The 17,961-nt window shown below is 64.8% G+C and carries 18 protein-coding genes; 9 read left to right on the top strand and 9 right to left on the bottom strand.

The features are described from left to right. Positions 1–121 precede the first annotated feature (121 nt). Complete coding sequence (gene galU, locus RAD15_RS08355) at positions 122–997, bottom strand: UTP--glucose-1-phosphate uridylyltransferase GalU (RefSeq protein WP_458176271.1); 876 nt, start codon at positions 995–997, stop codon at positions 122–124. 203 nt (positions 998–1,200) lie between these two features. Between galU and RAD15_RS08350 the strand changes: the two genes are divergently transcribed. Both RAD15_RS08350 and RAD15_RS08345 read left to right on the top strand, forming a co-directional pair. Then, the gene (locus RAD15_RS08350; protein ID WP_458176269.1) at positions 1,201–2,586 is read left to right on the top strand and encodes a lytic murein transglycosylase; all 1,386 of its coding nucleotides are present in this window, start codon (positions 1,201–1,203) and stop codon (positions 2,584–2,586) included. 181 nt (positions 2,587–2,767) lie between these two features. Next, on the top strand, positions 2,768–4,471 hold the full coding sequence (locus RAD15_RS08345) for a DUF459 domain-containing protein (RefSeq protein ID WP_458176267.1): 1,704 nt from the start codon (positions 2,768–2,770) through the stop codon (positions 4,469–4,471). 94 nt (positions 4,472–4,565) lie between these two features. Here the strand turns inward: RAD15_RS08345 and RAD15_RS08340 are convergent, their stop codons facing one another. After that, entirely contained in the window at positions 4,566–4,940 is a 375-nt protein-coding gene (locus RAD15_RS08340; protein WP_458176265.1) for a CsbD family protein, read from the bottom strand. 186 nt (positions 4,941–5,126) lie between these two features. Beyond that, complete coding sequence (locus RAD15_RS08335) at positions 5,127–5,864, bottom strand: SDR family NAD(P)-dependent oxidoreductase (RefSeq protein WP_458176263.1); 738 nt, start codon at positions 5,862–5,864, stop codon at positions 5,127–5,129. 97 nt (positions 5,865–5,961) lie between these two features. Here RAD15_RS08335 and RAD15_RS08330 point away from each other — a divergent pair, with 97 nt between their 5' ends. Together RAD15_RS08330 and RAD15_RS08325 are read left to right on the top strand one after the other, a co-directional pair. Further along, on the top strand, positions 5,962–6,741 hold the full coding sequence (locus RAD15_RS08330) for an SDR family NAD(P)-dependent oxidoreductase (protein ID WP_458176261.1): 780 nt from the start codon (positions 5,962–5,964) through the stop codon (positions 6,739–6,741). Positions 6,742–6,986: 245 nt separating this feature from the next. Next, positions 6,987–7,874 (top strand): TauD/TfdA dioxygenase family protein, encoded by an 888-nt coding sequence (locus RAD15_RS08325; RefSeq protein ID WP_458176259.1) that lies wholly within the window; start codon positions 6,987–6,989, stop codon positions 7,872–7,874. A gap of 346 nt (positions 7,875–8,220) precedes the next feature. Here RAD15_RS08325 and RAD15_RS08320 read toward each other — a convergent pair whose 3' ends face one another. Beyond that, positions 8,221–8,865 (bottom strand): YqgE/AlgH family protein, encoded by a 645-nt coding sequence (locus RAD15_RS08320; protein ID WP_458176256.1) that lies wholly within the window; start codon positions 8,863–8,865, stop codon positions 8,221–8,223. A gap of 142 nt (positions 8,866–9,007) precedes the next feature. On the opposite strand from RAD15_RS08320, the gene RAD15_RS08315 reads away from it, so the two are divergent. The 5 genes from RAD15_RS08315 (at position 9,008) to RAD15_RS08295 (ending at position 13,142) form a co-directional block, all read left to right on the top strand. Beyond that, complete coding sequence (locus RAD15_RS08315; protein ID WP_458176254.1) at positions 9,008–9,850, top strand: protein-disulfide reductase DsbD domain-containing protein; 843 nt, start codon at positions 9,008–9,010, stop codon at positions 9,848–9,850. 324 nt (positions 9,851–10,174) lie between these two features. After that, positions 10,175–11,542 (top strand): oligosaccharide flippase family protein, encoded by a 1,368-nt coding sequence (locus RAD15_RS08310; RefSeq protein WP_458176756.1) that lies wholly within the window; start codon positions 10,175–10,177, stop codon positions 11,540–11,542. A gap of 53 nt (positions 11,543–11,595) precedes the next feature. Beyond that, the gene (locus tag RAD15_RS08305; protein WP_458176252.1) at positions 11,596–11,832 is read left to right on the top strand and encodes a hypothetical protein; all 237 of its coding nucleotides are present in this window, start codon (positions 11,596–11,598) and stop codon (positions 11,830–11,832) included. A gap of 103 nt (positions 11,833–11,935) precedes the next feature. Further along, positions 11,936–12,142: a type II toxin-antitoxin system RelE/ParE family toxin gene (locus tag RAD15_RS08300; RefSeq protein WP_458176250.1), complete on the top strand. Its 207-nt coding sequence runs from the start codon at positions 11,936–11,938 to the stop codon at positions 12,140–12,142. Positions 12,143–12,317: 175 nt separating this feature from the next. Then, positions 12,318–13,142: a sulfite exporter TauE/SafE family protein gene (locus tag RAD15_RS08295; protein WP_458176248.1), complete on the top strand. Its 825-nt coding sequence runs from the start codon at positions 12,318–12,320 to the stop codon at positions 13,140–13,142. A gap of 134 nt (positions 13,143–13,276) precedes the next feature. Here RAD15_RS08295 and RAD15_RS08290 read toward each other — a convergent pair whose 3' ends face one another. From RAD15_RS08290 to cysW, 5 genes are all read right to left on the bottom strand, one after another. Next, positions 13,277–14,065, bottom strand: coding sequence for a 3-hydroxybutyrate dehydrogenase (locus RAD15_RS08290; RefSeq protein ID WP_028157423.1), 789 nt, complete (start codon positions 14,063–14,065; stop codon positions 13,277–13,279). Positions 14,066–14,067: 2 nt separating this feature from the next. After that, positions 14,068–15,243, bottom strand: a complete 1,176-nt coding sequence (locus RAD15_RS08285; RefSeq protein ID WP_458176246.1) for a DUF3734 domain-containing protein — start codon at positions 15,241–15,243, stop codon at positions 14,068–14,070. A gap of 78 nt (positions 15,244–15,321) precedes the next feature. Next, positions 15,322–15,825 (bottom strand): CAP domain-containing protein, encoded by a 504-nt coding sequence (locus RAD15_RS08280; protein ID WP_458176244.1) that lies wholly within the window; start codon positions 15,823–15,825, stop codon positions 15,322–15,324. A gap of 198 nt (positions 15,826–16,023) precedes the next feature. Then, entirely contained in the window at positions 16,024–17,058 is a 1,035-nt protein-coding gene (locus RAD15_RS08275) for a sulfate/molybdate ABC transporter ATP-binding protein (RefSeq protein ID WP_458176242.1), read from the bottom strand. Continuing rightward, a complete protein-coding gene (cysW, locus tag RAD15_RS08270) occupies positions 17,048–17,959 on the bottom strand; it encodes a sulfate ABC transporter permease subunit CysW (RefSeq protein ID WP_458176240.1) in 912 nt (303 codons plus the stop codon). The genes RAD15_RS08275 and cysW overlap by 11 nt, the downstream gene beginning before the upstream one ends. Positions 17,960–17,961: the final 2 nt, after the last annotated feature.

Here is a 17,961-nt window from a genome sequence, read left to right as displayed (position 1 = left end):
AGCCAGGACCCATTACCCCAGGGAGCAGTTTGGCGAAGACTTGCAGTTCGGTACAACTACCGACCGCAATCGATATATCACGCGGTATGGGTCCTGGCTTACGCCAGGACGACAGTGGGGCCTACTGCCCCAGATACTTCTTCATCTCCGCGATCAAGCCATCCCGCAGCTCCGGCCGCCTCAGGCCGTAGGCGATGTTGGCGCGGAGGAAGCCGGGCTTGGAGCCGCAATCATGGCGCTCGCCCTCGAACTCGACGCCGTAGAATTTCTGCGATTTGGCGAGGCCGATCATGGCGTCGGTGAGCTGGATCTCGCCGCCAGCGCCGCGCTCCTGGGTCTCCAGGATCTTGAAGATCTCCGGCTGCAGGATGTAGCGGCCGGTGATCGAGAGGTTGGAGGGCGCGGTGCCCTTGGCCGGCTTCTCGACCATGCCGTCGACCTCGAACATCTTGCCGTTGCGCTTTCCGACGCCGCAAATGCCGTATTGGTGGGTGAGATGATCGGGCACCGCCTCGACCGCGATGACGTTGGACTTTTCGCCGAGCTTGCTGGCGGTCTCGATCATCTGCTTCAGACAGCCGGGCGTGTTGAGCACGAGTTCGTCGGGCAGCACGACCGCGAACGGCTCGTTGCCGACGATGTCGCGCGCGCACCAGACCGCGTGACCGAGGCCGAGCGGCGCCTGCTGGCGGGTGAAGCTGACAGCGCCGGCTTCGGGCTGGTTCTGCGCCAAAATCTCCTGCTCGGCCTTCTTGCCGCGCGCAGCCAGCGTCGCGTCGAGCTCGAACATCCGGTCGAAATGATCTTCGATGACGTTCTTGTTGCGGCCGGTGACGAAGATGAAATGCTCGATGCCGGCTTCCCTCGCCTCGTCATAGACGTACTGGATCAGCGGCTTGTCGACGATGGTCAGCATTTCCTTCGGCATCGCCTTGGTGGCGGGCAGGACGCGGGTGCCGAGACCGGCGACGGGGAATACGGCTTTGCGAATTTTCATGTGATTGATCGAATACCTGAGGACACATGTGACGGGAGCAATGGCATCTTGCTAGCTTGTTTGCAGCCGCTAACAAAGGCGGATGTGGGGCCTCGGCCTCACGGAGTTGAGAAAAAGGCCGTCACCAAAATTTCACCTTTGTTAGGCTATTGGCAACCGGTACCAGGCCTCCTGATGGCGGATTTCAGGCCGACGGGTGGGACATGATGCAATCAGTGGCAGAGCTGGCAAAACGTGCTGGATTAGTGACCGGCGGAACGATGATTGCGGCCGCCTTGTTGCTGCCGGTTCACGCGCACGCCCAGGCGCAGAACGGCCTGTCCAATCTGTTCGGCGGCATTTTCTCCGGTTCGAATCCTGCGCCCTCGCAACCCGCGCCGGGCCCCGGCGGCGCCCTCCCCTGGAGCGGCGAGGACGGCGCCTCCGGCCATCCGCTGATGACGGCCGCCGCGATCCGCGAAGCGGCCTCCAATTTCAACAATTGTGTCGCGGGGATGTGGCCCGATGCCGCACGGCGCGGCATCACCCAGGAGAATTTTCAGCGCTTCACGGCCGGGCTCTCGCCGGATCTGCGCATCATGGATCTGATGGACTCGCAGCCCGAGTTCACAAAGTCGATCTGGGACTATCTCGACATCCTCGTGAACGACAACCGCCTCGCCAAGGGCCGCGAGGTGCTCGCCAAATACAAGGCGCAGTTCGACGCCACCGAAAAGGCCACCGGCGTCGACCGCTATATCATCGCCTCGATCTGGGGCATCGAGTCCAACTACTCGACGCAGATGGGCGACCGCAGCGTGCTGCAATCGACCGCGACGCTCGCCTGCATCGGGCGCCGCCAGGCCTATTTCAAGGATGAGTTTCTGTCGGCGCTGGAGATCCTCAACCGCGGTGATCTCAGGCTGGAGCAGATGCGCGGCTCCTGGGCCGGCGCCTTCGGCCCGACCCAGTTCATGCCGACCGCGTTCAAGCGCTTTGCCGTGGACGGCGACGGCGACGGGCGGCGCGACGTCGTCGACAATCCCACCGATCTGATCGCCTCCACCGCCAACAATCTGAAGAAGGACGGCTGGCAGGCCGGCCAGACCTGGGGCTTCGAGGTCGTGGTGCCGCAAGGCTTCAACTACATGCTGGCCGACCGCGCCAAGGCGATGACGATCGCGCAGTGGGAGAAGCTCGGGCTGAAGCGCCCGGCGAGCCAACCCTTTTCGCATCCCGCCGAGAAAGCCTATCTGCTGGCGCCGGCCGGCGCGCAGGGACCGGGCTTCCTGATGCTGCAGAACTACCGCGTCATCATGAAATACAACCCGGCGGAGGCCTATGCGCTGGCGATCGGCCATTTCGCCGACCGCCTGCGCGGGGGGCAGCCCTTCGTGCAGCCCTGGCCGCGCCAGGAGCGGGAGCTGTCCCGCACCGAGCGGCTGGAACTGCAGCAGCTGCTGGCCCAGCGCGGCTTCTACAAGGGCACCCCTGACGGCCAGTTCGGCGGCCAGACAAGGGAAGCGCTCCGCAACTTCCAGGCCTCGATCGGGGTGCCCGCGGACGGATTTGCCTCCTCCGACGTGCTGGACCGGCTGCGCGGGCGGTAAAATCGCGCCGAAAGTAACCCTGAACAGGGATTTTGGCCGCCGGCCTTGACGGGGGCGGCTGTTCCCCGGTGTATGGCGCGAGAATCCGTAGAAAATCTGCAATGGAATCTGCCCGTTTGGCGCCCGATTCCGTTATTATATTGAGACCATCCCAGCTCCCATTGCGCGTGCCCGAGATCGCATGTCGAAGCCAAAGTCCTTCTTCAAGGCGCTGACCGAGACCGGCCCGTTGATCGCGCTGGGGACGGCGCTTGCGATCCTGGTGTCGATCGCGGGGCCCGCCTCGGCGCAGTTCTTCAACTTCCCCGGCTTCGGCGGTCCGCCGCAGCGTTCGGCCCCGCCGCCGCGTCAAGGCGGAGGAGGCGGAGGAGGTGGCTGGTTCGGCGGTGACTTCTTCGCGCCATTCCAGCAGCAACAGCCGCAGGCGCCGCGCCAGGACTTTTCGCGCGCGCCGGCACCCAGCAAGCGCGACACCGTCGCCGACAAGAACGTGCTGGTGATCGGCGACGGCATGGCGGACTGGCTCGCTTATGGCCTCGAAGATGCCTATGCCGAGCAGCCCGACATGGGCGTGATCCGCAAGCACAAGACCACGTCCGGCCTGATCAAGTACCAGCCGCGCGGCGAGCCTTCGGACTGGGCGGCGGCTGCCAAGGGCATCCTCGAGACCGAGAAGCCCGAAATCATCGTCGTCATGCTCGGCCTCAATGACCGCATCGCGATCCGCGAGCCCGTCGCCGAGAAGTCGGACAAGGCCACGGACAAGGACAAGAAGAACGACAAGGGCGCGCGCGCCAAGCAGCCGGCGAAGCCCGGCGATGCCAAGCCCGGCGACACCGCCGCGAAGCCGGACGACAAGCCTGCCGACGCGGACCTGCCGCAGGATGATGCCGACAATGCCGACACGCCTGCGGCCGCGCCGGAAAAGACGGCGCGCAACCCGAACGGCCTCTACGAATTCCGCGACGAGCGCTGGGTCGAGCTCTACGGCAAGAAGATCGAGGAGCTCGCCAACGTCCTCAAATCCAAGGGCGTGCCGGTGCTTTGGGTCGGCCTGCCCGCGATCCGCGGGCCCAAGGGCACCGCGGACATGCTATTCCTGGATTCGCTCTATCGCGAGGGCGCGGCCAAGGCCGGCATCACCTATGTCGATGTCTGGGACGGCTTTGTCGACGAAGCCGGCCGCTTCCTGCAGAAGGGTCCGGACTTCGAAGGCCAGATCCGCCAGCTTCGCAGCGGTGACGGCGTCTACTTCACAAAACCGGGCGCGCGAAAACTCGCCCACTATGTCGAGCGCGAGATCACGCGCCTGCTGGCGGGCCGCTCCGGCCCGATCGCGCTGCCGAGCGAACCGGCGACGCCCGATACCAGCGCCGAGCCAGGCAAGCCCGCGCCGCGGCCGCTGGCCGGGCCGATCGTGCCGCTGGTTGCGGCCTCGATCTCGACCGATCAATTGCTGGGCGGCCCGGGCTCGCGTCCCGCCGCCGTCGATGCGCTCGCCGCGAAGACGATGGTGAAGGGCGAACCGCTGACGGCGCCCGCCGGGCGTGCCGACGATTATGCCTGGCCGCGCCGCGAAGTCGGCCGCGAGCAGGCCAAGGGCGATACGCCTGTTGCGGCGACGACGCCTGACGGCGGTGCTGCTTCCGGCTCGCCGGGCGCCGCCGCGGCGATCGCTCCGCCAAAGCTTGCACCGAAAAAGCCGCCGGTGCCGCAGCAGCCGGCACAGGCCGCGCCGTCATTCCGGGATTTCTTCGGCTTCGGCGCTCCGCAACCAGCGCCGCGTCAAATGACGCCCGCGCCGGGGCCGCGCAATCCGAATCCCAATCCGGGAGTCCCGCGTCCGCCTGGCAATGTCGGGCGCTCCGCGGAAATGGCTCGGTAATTTTTTCAAGTTGAGATCTCATGTCCCGGACGCGGCGCAGCACCTCTTGGTGATGCGACGCTGGGCCGGGGCACGAGCGATCGAGCGTTGGCTGCTAGCCGTAATAGCGCCAGCGCGGCGGCGGGCGACGGGCGGGCCGCGACATCAGAAGCGCGAGCGCGAAGCCGATGCCGCCGGCGATCAGCAGCGCGCCGAGCGGATTGTCCTGCACCTTCTTCGACAAGGCCTGCGTGCCATCGCGAAGAGTCTCGCCACTGTTGTCGTAGGCATCCTTGGCGTAGCCGGCTGCAGTCTCGCCGGCATCACGTACGGCGTCCTTGGCCTGGCCGTAGAGATTCTGCACGGTGCCCGCGGCTTCCCGCGCCTTGCCCGACGCCTGTGTCTTGGCATCGCCTGCCATGTCTCCGACTGCGCCTTCCGCGCGTCCGGCATATTCCTTGGCCGATCCAACAATGCGATCCGTATCCATGATGATCCTCCTCGGTGGTCAGCCGAAGTAACCGATCAGGCGCGGCGCAGTTCCTTGTCATGACGAAAGTGTAGTACGAAGCCCGGATGAGCCAACGGATCGGCGCGAAGCGCCGTCCGATGACAGGCTCCGCGACATCCGGGACTTTGCTTGCACCGTTCCCGGGTATCGCTGCGCTCACCCGCTCTACAGGATCAGCCCGCCATCGACGACGAGCGTCTGTCCGATGATGTAGGACGACAGCGGCGAGGCCAGGAACAATGCCGCGCCCGCCATGTCCGCCGGCGTGCCCAGGCGCCGCAGCGGAATGCGCGACAATGCACCTTCGAGCCGCTTGGGATTGTCGGTCGTCACCTTCGTCATCTTGGTGTCGACGAGGCCGGGCGCGATGCCGTTGACGCGGATGCCGTCCTCGGCCCAGGCCTCGCCCAAGGTCCGCGTCAATCCGACCGCGCCGGTCTTCGAGGCGTTGTAGGCGGGATTGCCCATGGTGGAATGATAGGCCGCGGTCGAGGACACCATGATCAGCGATCCCTGCGCATCCCGCAGCATGGAATGAAATCGCGTGGCGCAGGCCATCAGGCTCATCAGATTGACCTCGACCACCTTGCGGAAGCCGCTCATCTCGAACTCGCCGCGGCGATAGAGCACCGCGCCTTGCGCGAGCACGAGCACGTCGAGCCGATCGAACGACGGCTTGAATGCTTCGATCGCACCGGCGTTGCCGACATCGAGCTGCGCGTAAGAAAGACCGGTGAGATCTGAGCCTTCCTCTGCCGAATATTCCGTTGCGTGAGCACGTGTGCCGCAAACTGCGACGTGCGCTCCCCTGGCGCGAAAGGCTTGCGCGATGCCGTTGCCGATGCCGCTGGAACCGCCGACGACCAGCACCTGCCTGCCTGAGAAATCGAGCTCGTTCGCCATCGCGGCCTCCCCTTTTGTTTTGCTTGTTTGACCTGTCTGCGGATCGATGTCAGCCTTGTCAATCATAACAAGAACAAGCAGGGCGCTAGGAAACAGCATGTCGGAGTTCAAGCAGCTCAGCCGGTCGGTGAGAGGCCTGACCGTTCTCGTCACCGGCGCGGCCAACGGCATGGGGCGCGCGACCGCGCGCGTGTTCGCGGCCGAGGGTGCGAACGTCGCCGTCACCGATTACGACGAGCAAGGCGCGCATGCGGTCGTCAAGGAGATCACGGCAAGCGGCGGTTCGGCGAAGGCCTGGAAGCTCGACGTCGCCGACGGCGGCGAGATCAAGCGTATCGTTGGTGATGTTGCCGCGCATTTCGGCGGGCTCGACATCATCGTCAACAATGCCGGGATCTCCGTGCGCGTCGCGATCGACGACGATTCCTATGAGGATGCCTGGGCCAGGGGCCTCGCCGTGATGCTGACGGCGCATCCGCGCATCATCCGCGCCGCGCTACCTCACTTGCGCAAGTCGAAGTGCCCGCGCATCGTCAACATCGCCTCGACCGAGGCGCTCGGCGCCACCGCGTTGCACAGCCCCTATTCGGCGGCGAAGGGCGGCGTCGCGAGCCTCACCCGCTCGCTCGCCGTGGAGCTCGGCCGCGAGGGCATCACCGTCAACTGCATCTGCCCGGGACCGATCCGCACCGCCATCACCGACCGCATCTCGGAGGAGCACAAGACCATCTACGCCAGGCGCCGCACCGCACTCGGTCGCTACGGCGATCCCGAGGAGGTCGCGCACATGACGCTGAGCCTGTGCCTGCCGGCGGCGTCGTTCCTCACCGGCGCGGTGATCCCGGTCGACGGCGGGCTGATGGCGCGGAACGCGTGAGAGGCATCAAAGGTGCGTAGCCCGGATGAGCGAAGCGACATCCGGGACTTTGCGCGCATCGTTCCCGGGTATCGCGGAGCCTGTCATCGGGCGGCGCTTCGCGCCGACCCGTTGGCTCACCCGGGCTACTTCGTGCCTGCTACGGGCAGCCATGCGCGCCGAGCGTTGACAACCACGCACGCGGGAGTAGCTTTTTCAACCGACAGAGCGGGACCAACCGCTCGCGACCCGCGGGAGAAAACGCCATGACGATCGCCATCCGGCAGCTTCAGAAGCATTTTGCCGGCGAGGTTTCGGGCCTCGACCTGCGCAAGCCGCTCACACCGGACGAGGCGCGCGAGGTCGAGGCCGCCATGGACAAATATGCGGTTCTCGTTTTCCACGACCAGGACATCACCGACGAGCAGCAGATGGCCTTCGCGCTGAACTTTGGTCAGCGCGAGGATGCGCGTGGCGGTAACATTACCAAGGCCAGCGAATACCGCCTCAACTCGGGCTTGAACGATGTTTCAAACCTCGGCCAGGACGGCAAGCCGCTCGCCAGGGACAGCCGCGCCAATCTGTTCAATCTCGGCAACTGCCTGTGGCATTCCGACAGCTCGTTCCGCCCGATCCCGGCAAAGTTCTCGCTGCTGTCGGCGCGCGTCGTGAACCCGAAGGGCGGCAATACCGAGTTCGCCGACATGCGCGCGGCCTATGATGCGCTCTACGGCGAGACCAAAGCGGAGATCGACGATCTCGTCTGCGAACACTCGCTGATGTATTCGCGGGGATCGCTCGGCTTCACCGAATACACCGACGACGAGAAGGAGATGTTCAAGCCGGTGCTGCAGCGGCTGGTGCGGACCCATCCCGTGCATCGCCGCAAGTCGCTCTATCTGTCATCGCATGCCGGCAAGGTCGTCGGCATGAGCGTGCCGGAGGGACGGCTTCTGCTGCGCGATCTCAACGAGCACGCGACGCAAGCCGAGTTCGTCTACGTCCACAAATGGAAGCTGCATGATCTCGTGATGTGGGACAACCGCCAGACCATGCACCGCGTCCGCCGCTACGACCAGTCCCAGCCCCGCGACATGCGCCGCGCGACAGTGGCGGGGACCGAGCCGACAGTGCAGCAGCAGGCGGCGGAGTAGCGCGGCACACACCGCTGTCGTCCCGGCGAAGGCCGGGACCCATATTCCAGAGAGCGAATTGTAGTACGAGCCGACAACTCCGAGCCTTCGCCAAACCACGTTCGGTGGCTATGGGTCCCGGCCCCCCCCCCCCGCGCAATTGCGCGGCTAGGCCGGACGACACCAGCTTGGTTGAGGCGCCTCGCCAAATCCTCTTCGTCGTCCTGGACAAGCGAGCAAAGCGAGCGCTGATCCAGGACCCATTACCACCGAACATAGTTTGACGAAGGCCGGTGGTGACCAGCCTGCCCCAAACCGCTCCCTGGGGTAATGGGTCCTGGCTTTCGCCAGGACGACGGTAGTCCAGCTACGCGTGCCCCGCCTCGTTCGAGAGCATGCCGGGATCGATGCCGATCTTGCGGAGCGCGCGCGAATATTTGTCGTCGACGTCGTCGCCGAAGATCAGATCGGCATCCGCGTCGCAATGCAGCCAGCCATTGCTCTGGATCTCGGTCTCGAGCTGGCCCGGCGCCCAGCCGGCATAGCCGAGCGCGAGGATGGCGTGCTTGGGGCCGGAGCCGTTGGCGATCGCCCTGAGGATGTCGACGGTCGCGGTGAGGCAGACGCCGTCATCGATCCGCAGCGTCGCGTTCTCGATGTAGAAATCGCTGGAATGCAGCACGAAGCCGCGGCCGGTGTCGACCGGGCCGCCGCGCAGCACTTTCATGCTCTCGGCATTCTCGGGCAGCTTGATGTGCTCGCCCTTCTTGATGATGCCGAGCTGCTGCAAGAGCTCGGGGAAGTCGATGCTGCCGGCCGGATGGTTCACGATGATGCCCATCGCGCCTTCGGCCGAATGAGCGCAGAGATAGATCACCGAGCGCTCGAAGCGGGAATCGCCCATCACGGGCATCGCGATCAGGAGCCGGCCGTCGAGATAGCCGGCCGAATGGGGTAACACCGGGCCTGCGCTCCGGGTACCGCCGCCAGTTCTCTTGCCTACGGGAGCCATCGCTGAAGCACTCCGGTTTGAATTCCTATCCTGATGTCGGGCCCGGCCGCTGTCAAATCAAGGCTTGCACAGACAAGATTCAGGTGCATCCATCACAGGCAATTCAATGGTTTGCCCCCGGGTGGCCCTGTAAAGACGTGCCATGTTCAGCATAGTTCCCACGCGTGCGGCGATTGGCGTCGCGACAACCCTGCTTGCGTCGTCGCTGGCGCTCGCAGCTCGTGCCGACGACGCATCACCCTGGCAGCGCGACGGACATTCCGCGGTGCGGCTGCTCGCGGGGTCGCGCAGCGGCGCGGTCCTGCTCGGCGGTATCGCCTTCCAGCTGCAGCAGGGGTGGAAGACCTACTGGCGCGCGCCCGGCGATTCCGGCGTTCCGCCGCGGTTCGACTTCTCGAAATCGGACAATGTCGAGGCGGTGACGATCATGTGGCCGGCGCCGCTGAAATTCGACGACGGCGCCGGCGGCCATTCGATCGGCTATCACGACCAGATCGTGCTGCCCCTGCGCATCGTCGCCAAGGCGGCCGACAAGCCGGTGACCTTGCGTGCCGAGATCAACTACGCGGTGTGCGAAAAGCTCTGCATTCCCGTCGAGGCCAGCGCCGAGCTCGGCTTCAACAGCGTCGCCTCGACCGAGGACGCCAATCTGCGCGCAGCGCTCGACACGGTGCCCAAACCCGCCAATATCGGCGATCCCAATGCGCTGACCATCCGCGACGTCAAGCGCGACGGGCCCAAGAACGTGGTGGTGGACGTGGTCGCGCCGGCAGACGCACGCAACGTCAATCTGTTCGTGGAAGGGCCGACGGCGGATTGGGCACTGCCGATTCCGGCGCCGGTCGAACACAGCCCGCCGGGCGTGAAGCGCTTCTCGTTCGAGCTCGACGGCCTGCCGCCGGGCGCCAAGCCCGACGGCGCCGCGCTGAAGTTCACGCTGGTCGGGCCGGACAAATCGTACGAGTTCAATACGAATTTGGAGTGAGCCCTTGCTGTCGTCCTGGCGAAGGCCGGACGACGGCGCGTGAGTTGCTCTGCTGGCGCCCCACTTTCAGCTGTCGTCCCGGACAAGCGCGCCTCGAGCGCGCGTCGATCCGGGATCCATAACCATAGGGAGTGGTTTGGCGAGGACTCGGAGTTGCCAGTGCGCGCCGCAACCACTCCCTGGGATTATGGGTCCCGGCCTTCGCCGGGACGACACCGGCCCATAGCGCCCTCACCCAACCGAATCTTAACGAATGGTTGCTAATCCCCAAGACTACCGCATCAAGCCTGCCGCAGCATGCGGAACGCCTGGGGGCTGTTCGAATTGGCCGTGATGGATGCACAACCCGCAACGACCGCACCGGCCGGGCTGATCGCGCGGCTGCGGGCCAAGCTGACGGGCGGTTCGAGCGAAGCGTCGCTGACGCGGCGGCTGGCCGGCACCATCTTCATCATCCGGGTGATCAGCGCAGGGCTCGCCTATTTTTCGCAGGTTCTGCTGGCGCGCTGGATGGGTACGTCCGACTACGGCATCTATGTCTATGTCTGGACCTGGGTGCTGCTGCTCGGCAGCATGATGGATTTCGGCATCTCGGCTTCCGCGCAGAAAATCATTCCGGAGTACCGCACCGGCGGCGAGGACGCGCTGCTGCGCGGCTTTCTCTCCGGCAGCCGCTGGCTGACCTTTGCCGCGTCCACGCTGATGTCGCTCGGCCTTGCCGGCATCGTAAAACTGCTGTCGCCCTGGATCGATCCGGCCGAGGCGTTGCCGCTTTATATCGGCTGCATGACGCTGCCCGCCTTCGTCGTCGCCAATACCCAGGACGGCATCGCGCGCTCGCATGACTGGATGCAGCTCGGCCTGATGCCGCAATTCATCATCCGCCAGGCGCTGATCATCGGCATCACAGCCTCTGCTTTCCTGCTCGGCTATCATCTCGGCGCCGTCGCCGCGATGGTCGCGAGCGCGGTCGCGGTGTGGATCGCGATGACCGGGCAGATGGTGGTGCTGAACCGCAAGCTCGCCGACCACATCGAGCCGGGACCGAAGACTTACGACGTCAGCGGCTGGCTCGCCGTCTCGCTGCCGATCCTGCTGGTCGAGAGCTTCTACCTGCTGCTGTCCTACACCGATGTGCTGGTGCTGCAGCAGTTCCGCCCTTCCGACGAGGTCGGCGTCTATTTCGCGGTGGTGAAGACGCTGGCGCTGGTCTCATTCATCCACTACGCGATGTCGGCAACGACCGCGCACCGCTTCGCCGAATACAACGCTAGCGGCGACAAGGCGCGGCTGTCGGCCTACGTGGCGCACGCTATCAACTGGACGTTCTGGCCCTCGCTTGCGGCGACCATCGTGCTGCTCGCGCTCGGCAAGCCGCTGCTCTGGCTGTTCGGGCCGCAATTCGTGATCGGCTACGACATCATGTTCGTCGCCGCGATCGGCCTCGTGGTCCGCTCTGCGATCGGGCCGGTCGAGCGCCTGCTCAACATGCTCGGCCAGCAGAAGCTCTGCGCCCTCGCCTATGGCCTGGCCTTCGTGATGAACCTCGTGCTCTGCATCGCCCTGGTGCCGCGCTACGGCGGCCACGGCGCCGCGGCCGCGACCTCGATCTCGCTCACCTTCGAGACCGTGCTGCTGTTCTGGATCGTGCGGCAGCGGCTGGGGCTGCACGTGCTGGCGTTTGGGCGCTAGCGAGCGGCTCAAGGCAATTGGAAAGCAATGCGGCACCTGATATAATTGGGGCCATGTCTGCAAGCGATCTGCGAAACCTTCTGGAACGTGCTCAGACTTGGCCTGAAGAGGCTCAGAATGAGCTGGTTGCGATTGCCAACGAAATCGAAAGCGAGCTGCACGGCGGCGAATATTTGGCAACGCAAGAGGAATTGCGGAGCATCGACGCGGCCTTGGCCTCGATCGATCGTGGCGAGGTCGCTACGGATGCTGAAGTTGCGGACGCCTTCGCGAAATTTCGGCGCGGATGAAAATCGTCTGGACGCGAGAAGCGCTTGCTGATCTCGCGGACATCGCGACATATTACGCGACCAACGCCAGCCCCGTGATCGCCGAAGCTGTTGGATCAAGTTTATGGACGTCGTCGAGCGCCTTCGGGACGCGCCTTTCTCGGCGCCGCGCGTCGCGCACCGTTCTCAGATCCGCGTAGCGGCGGTCGTCCACTATCCATTCCGCATATTTTACCGCGTCAGTGGTGACATCATCCATATTGTCCACATACGGCACACGTCTCGGCGGCCGCTCGCGGGGCTGAACGAGCCCGGAAGGCAGTATGCTTGATCGGGGCCCCGCGGGACGGCTGTTTCGCGGGAGGCTCGGGAAAGAGGGGAAACATCCCTCCTACTCTGCCTTTTAGAATGATTTTTCTTATTTGATCCAAGAGGTTGCCTCTCAGGGAAACTTTATTCTACGTCGTATTGCCCAACCAACGAGATAAACCTAAGATTCCCAGACCATGATCGATCCGCTCTATGTCGCCTCCGGTTTTGGCGTCGGCCTGCTTGTCGGGATGACCGGCGTGGGTGGCGGCTCGTTGATGACGCCGCTGCTGATCCTGTTGTTCGGCATCCATCCCTCCACTGCTGTCGGCACCGACCTGCTCTATGCCGCCGCCACCAAGACCGGCGGCAGCTTCGTGCACGGCTGGTCGCGCAGCGTGCACTGGCCGGCGGTGATGCGGCTTGCCTGCGGCAGCATTCCGGCAAGCGCGCTGACGCTGTTCGTGCTGTGGAAGCTCGACCTCAAGAACGATTCCGAGCGCACTCTGGTCAACCTCGTGCTGTGCTTCGCGCTGCTGCTGACCGCGACCTCGCTGATCTTCCGCAAGTCGATCATGGAGCGTTATCGCCGCCGCCTCGAGCAGGTCGACGAGCGCACCACGGCAATCGCAACCGTCGTCACCGGCATCGTGCTCGGCGTGCTGGTGTCGATTTCGTCGGTCGGCGCCGGCGCGGTCGGCGTGACCGTGCTGCTGCTGCTCTACCCGCGCCTGCCGATGGCGACCATCGTCGGCTCCGACATCGCCCATGCGGTGCCGCTGACGCTGGTCGCGGGCATCGGGCACTGGGCGCTTGGCGATGTCGACTGGTCGCTAATGGGCGTGCTGCTGCTGGGCTCGCTGCCCGGCATCGTCGTCGGCAGCTTCAGCGCAACGCGCGTCCCCGAGTCGGTGCTGCGCCTGACACTTGCCAGCGTGCTGTTCGTGGTCGCCGGCAAGATCATGTTCGCGGAGCTGAACCTGTCGTCGGCCATCGTGACGGCACTGGCCTGGACGCATTGAGGCCTGACCGAACGACGAAATCGTAGGGTGGGCAAAGCGAAAGCGTGCCCACCGCTTCTGGTGTGATCTCGGAAGAATGGTGGGCACGGCGCTGACGCGCCTTTGCCCACCCTACGGCTCCTCGTTCCGGAACCTTACTCCGCCGTCCAGCCGCCATCGATCGAGAGGTTGGTACCCGTGATCTGCGCGGCATCGTCGCCGCACAGGAACAGGGCCAGGGCCGCGACCTGCTCGGAGGTGACGAACTCCTTGGTCGGCTGCGCGTCGAGCAGCACGTCGTTGATGACCTGCTCGCGCGTCAGATTGCGGGCCTTCATCGTGTCGGGGATCTGCTTCTCCACCAGCGGCGTCCAGACATAGCCGGGGCTGATGCAGTTGCAGGTGATCTTGTGGGTCGCGACTTCGAGCGCCACGGTCTTGGTGAGACCCGCGATGCCATGCTTGGCCGACACGTAGGCCGACTTGAAGGGCGAGGCGACCAGCGAGTGTGCCGACGCCGTGTTGATGATACGGCCCCAGCCCTTCTTCTTCATGCCGGGGACGGCGGCGCGGATCGCATGGAAGGCCGAGGACAGGTTGATCGCGATGATCTGGTCCCATTTCTCGACCGGGAACTCCTCGATCGGCGAGACGAACTGGATGCCGGCATTGTTGACGAGGATGTCGACCGAGCCAAAGCTCTTCTCGCCGAGCGCGATCATGCCGGCGATCTCGGCCGGCTTGGTCATGTCCGCCGGCGAGTAGACCGCCTTGACGCCGAAATCGGACTCGATCTTCGCACGCTCTTTCTCGATGTCCTCGGGCGAGCCGAAGCCGTTGATGACCACATTGGCACCGGCAGCGGCGAAAGCCCGCGCATAAGCAAGCCCGATACCGCTGGTCGACCCGGTCACGACAGCATTCTTGCCTGACAGACTACCCATAATCATTCGCTCCTTTTTGGCGGGGGCGCGGTGACGTCCCCCGTGAGATCGTAGGTCACCATGGTCTCGCCGGACTGCGGCCGCTCGAGCCAATCCTTGTGGCGCATCGACAGATGCACGTCGCGCACGCCGGCTTCCCAATGCTCGACCATGGCGACATGCGAGAAGTCGTAGTCCTTGGACGAGGATTCGTAGTTCTTGCTGCGGTAGATCAGGTGCACCACCGTGACCGTGCTCTCGCGCGACACTTTTGCGAGGAATTCGACGGACGGGTCGTTCTTCAGATAGTCCGGCAACTTGCCGATCAGGTCGCGCACGGCCCTGCGGGCGTTGTGGATCTGCTTGTTCTTGTCGGTGTTCATCCGCGTGCGGCTGGAGAAGCGGATGTCCTTCTCGCGCTCGGTCGCCTCGAGCAGTGAATTCGGCAAATCTCCGCGCGCGGAAAACAGGTCGACCTGGAAGATCAGCATGTCGCGATCGACCTCGGCATCGAGCACATAGTCGAGCGGCGTGTTGGAGGCGATACCGCCATCCCAATAATGTTCGCCGTCGATAACGACGGACGGAAAACCAGGCGGCAGCGCGCCGGAGGCCATGATGTGCTCGGGGCCGATCTTCTTGCCGAGCTTCTTGAACTCGTAATTGTCGAAATATTTGAAGTTGCCCGAGGTGACGCCGACCGCGCCGACCGACAGGCGCGTCTTCAAATCGTTGATGCGGTCGAAATCGACCAGACGCTCCAGCGTCTTCTTCAGCGGCGCGGTGTCGTAATAGCTCTCGGCCTGCGAGCTGCCCGGCGGCCAGAGCGGCGCGGGCGGGATGCGCGGCGTGAAGAAGCCGGGCACGCCGAAGGTCGCGATCAGCGCAGCGCTGGTCGAGTTGAACAGCTCGCGGCTGTGGTCGCTCTTGCCGATCGGCTTCCACGGCACCGGCGCGGAGACCATCTCCCAGAATTCCTTGAGCCGCTTGACGCGGGTCTCTCCCTCATTGCCGGCGATAATGGCGGCATTGACCGCGCCGATCGAAATGCCGGCCACCCATTCCGGCTCAAAGCCGGCATGGCACAACGCCTGATGGGCGCCGGCCTGGTACGAGCCGAGCGCGCCGCCGCCCTGGAGGACCAGGACGCGTTGCGCATTCGCGGGGACTGTTGCGACTTCCGGGCTATGATCGGTCATGTGGGAACAATAGCAAAAGGCGAGCCACCGTGGCGACAGTCCGCCGCGGCGTCAATGCATCCCGGGATCAAGTCTGGCTTATCGGGGCTCGGTGGAGGCCAGGATCATGGTCCAGAACACCTTGTATTTGGTGCCCGGAGCATAGCTTGCCGCTATGCCCAATTTTGTGACACCGCCCTTGAGCATGTTGGCGCGGTGGGGCGGCGAGTCGCGCCAGCCGGAAAACGCTTCCGCCAGCGTATGATAGCCGGCCGAGACGTTCTCGACGGCAACGGTGGCGGGATAGCCGCCGGTGGCCAGGCGCTTGGCCAGCGGCGCGCGGACGTCGTGGTCCATCTTGTTGGCCGCAGCCATGGCCTGGGACTGGGATTCGGCGAGCCGCATCAGATCTGGATCGATGACGACGGTGCCGAGGGCGTTGTTCTGGCGGTATTGCGAGATCATGATCGCGGCCGCCTGTGCGTCGAGCTTGGAGCCCGGGGCCGCCATGTCGGCATACATCGAGGGCTGCTGGACCGGCGCTTCGTTGCCGGCACAGCCGGCGAGCAGCAAAGTAATGGATATTGCGGCCGCAGCGCGCATGGTCAGGAGCCCCCAATGAGGGGCCGTTGTTGCATACCAACCGTGGCTGAAAGGTGAATTTTGAGGAAAATCGACGCAAGTCGTCCCGGGGCGATGCGAAGCATCGAACTAGGATGCGCTACTGCGCACCTGAGAATCTCGCTCAATAACCTCGAGATTCCGGGTTCGCGCTAACGCGCGCCCCGGAATGACGGTGCCTTAACCCGCAAATATCCGGTAGCGGCGGGGCTCCAGGCCGATCGTGTCGCCGGCGCGCAGTTCCCTGTCGCGGGGCGCGTCGATCTCGATGGTCTCGCCGCCGGACAATGCCACCTCCGCCCGCTGCACGGGGCCGAAATTGCGGACGTGCTGCACGGCGCCCTCGAAGGCGCCGCTGCCGGGCGGGCCAACCAGCATGTCATGTCGCCGCACGAACAGTTTTGACGCGCCAGGCGCAAGCCCGTCCGCCGCGAGGGGAAGCTGTCGGTCGCCGAGCCTGATCACGCCGCCCTCGACCTGGACCGGCAGTTCGATGGATTCGCCGATGAAGCCGTGGACGAAGGCCGTCGCCGGGGTTTCATAGACGTCGTCGGGCGAGCCGATCTGCTCGATCCTGCCCTTGTCCATCACCACGACGCGGTTGGCGACTTCCAGCGCCTCCTCCTGGTCGTGGGTGACGAAGATCGAGGTGACGTTGATCTCGTGATGCAGCGAGCGCAGCCATCTGCGCAGCTCCTTGCGCACCTTGGCGTCGAGCGCGCCGAACGGCTCGTCGAGCAGCAGGATGCGCGGTTCGATCGCGAGCGCACGGGCGAGCGCAATGCGCTGACGCTGGCCGCCGGAGAGCTGGCTCGGATAGCGGTCGGCGAGCCAGTCGAGCTGCACGAGGTCGAGCAGCTCTTTCACGCGGGCGCGGATCGCGGACTCATCCTTGCGCACCGCGCGCGGCTGCACGCGCAGGCCGAAAGCGACGTTCTCGAACACGGTCATGTGGCGGAACAGCGCGTAATGCTGGAACACGAAGCCGACATGGCGCTCGCGCGCGCCCTGCGCCAGCGCATCCTCGCCGTTGAAGGAGACTTCGCCCGCATCAGGCCAATCGAGCCCGGCGATGATCCGCAGCAGCGTGGTCTTGCCGGAGCCGGAGGGGCCGAGCAGCGCCAGCAATTCGCCGTTGTCGACCTTGAGGTCGACGCCGTCGAGAGCTTTGAAGCTGCCGAACTTCTTGACGAGATTCCTGACTTCAATGGTCACTTGCGTCGTCTCCTTCATCGAGGTGACGTTCGAGAACTGTCTTGGCGATCAGCGTGATCAGCGCCAGCATCGCCAGAAGCGAGGCGATCGCGAAGGCGGCGACGAACTGGTATTCGTTGTAGAGGATCTCGACCAGCAGCGGCATGGTGTTGGTCTCGCCGCGGATGTGGCCGGAGACGACGGAGACCGCGCCGAACTCGCCCATCGCGCGCGCGTTGCAGAGCAGGACGCCGTAGAGCACGCCCCATTTGATGTTGGGCAGCGTGACGCGGAAGAAGGTCTGAAGACCGGAGGCGCCGAGCGAGATCGCGGCCTCCTCTTCCTGCGTGCCCTGCTCCTGCATCAACGGGATCAGCGCGCGCGCCACGAACGGGAACGTCACGAAGGTGGTGGCGAGCGCGATGCCGGGCACTGCGAACAGGATCTGGATATCGTGATCCCTGAGCCAGCCGCCGAAATAGCCCTGCGCGCCGAACAGCAGCACGAAGACGAGGCCCGAGATCACCGGGCTCACCGAGAACGGCAGGTCGATCAGCGTGATCAGGAACGTCTTGCCCCTGAACTCGAACTTGGCGATGGCCCAGGCGGCGACGAGGCCGAACACGAGATTGAGGCCGACCGAGATTGCCGCGACCAGCAGCGTCAGCTTGATCGCAGCCAGCGCTTCCGGCTCGGACAGCGCGGCGAGATAGGCGAGAATTCCTTTCGAGAACGCCTGCGCGAACACGACCACCAGCGGCAGCACGACGAAGATGGAAAGAAAGATGATCGCCAGCGCGATGATGGTGATGCGCACCGCGCGCGGCTCGGTACGAAGGTTGTCCCGGGCGGCCGCCGCATGGGCGCGCGCCTTGGCGTCGGAGGCCGAGAGCGAAACGGAATCTGCGATCTGCATCGTCATGA

This window comes from Bradyrhizobium sp. 14AA (assembly GCF_054185205.1).
Note: the sequence above shows the minus strand (reverse complement) of the source record. Positions and strands in the feature narration are given on the sequence as shown.